This is a genomic window from Undibacterium sp. FT79W (assembly GCF_014284215.1).
Classification (GTDB): domain Bacteria; phylum Pseudomonadota; class Gammaproteobacteria; order Burkholderiales; family Burkholderiaceae_D; genus Undibacterium; species Undibacterium aquatile.
In genome coordinates this window covers 1-614 of the sequence record NZ_JACOGB010000024.1, presented here as the reverse complement: position 1 = coordinate 614, position 614 = coordinate 1, and the positions used below count along the sequence as shown (strand labels likewise).

1 protein-coding gene is annotated in these 614 nt (G+C 50.5%); it reads left to right on the top strand.

The genetic code is table 11. From position 1 onward, the window contains the following. Positions 1–93: 93 nt before the first annotated feature. On the top strand, positions 94–614 hold a 521-nt coding region (locus H8K38_RS18195), incomplete at its 3' end, for an IS5 family transposase (protein ID WP_186886264.1).

Sequence of the window (614 nt, the reverse complement as noted above, 5' to 3'; positions counted from 1 at the left end):
CTAGGGTCTGTTGACGTTTGAACGTAAGCCTTTGAAAAAGAAAGGCAAACTCGTATTGTTAAGGTTTTCACACCGATCCAACACGAGTTTGCCATGCCCCGATTACTGCTCAATGACGAGCTCTGGTCGAAGCTACGAAAGAGTTTGCTTCAAGAACGTATTTATAACAAGCGAGATTTACGCCTGATGGTCGAAGGCATGCTATATCGCATGAGAATAGGCTGTCCATGGCGAGACCTGCCAGCCGCCTTTGCTTGTTGGAACTCGATCTATAAAAAGTTCAATGCCTGGTCAGCCAGCGGCAAGTGGTTCAAGGTTTTTAAAGCCCTGGTGATTGCGCCGGATGTGGAGTGGATCTTTATCGATGGCAGCTACGCCAAAGCCCATCAGCACAGCGGGGGAGCGGCAAGCGATAGCGATGAAGGCATAGGAAAAAGTCGTGCTGGCAATACCACGAAGATTCATTTGGCGGTGGATGGGTATGGGTTACCCATCGACTTTGATATCACCAGTGGCGCGATCCATGACTGCAAGGCCGCGCCGGAATTGATCGCGAAATTACCAAAGGCGGGTGCCATGATTGCCGACAAAGGCTATGACAGCGAGGCAATCCG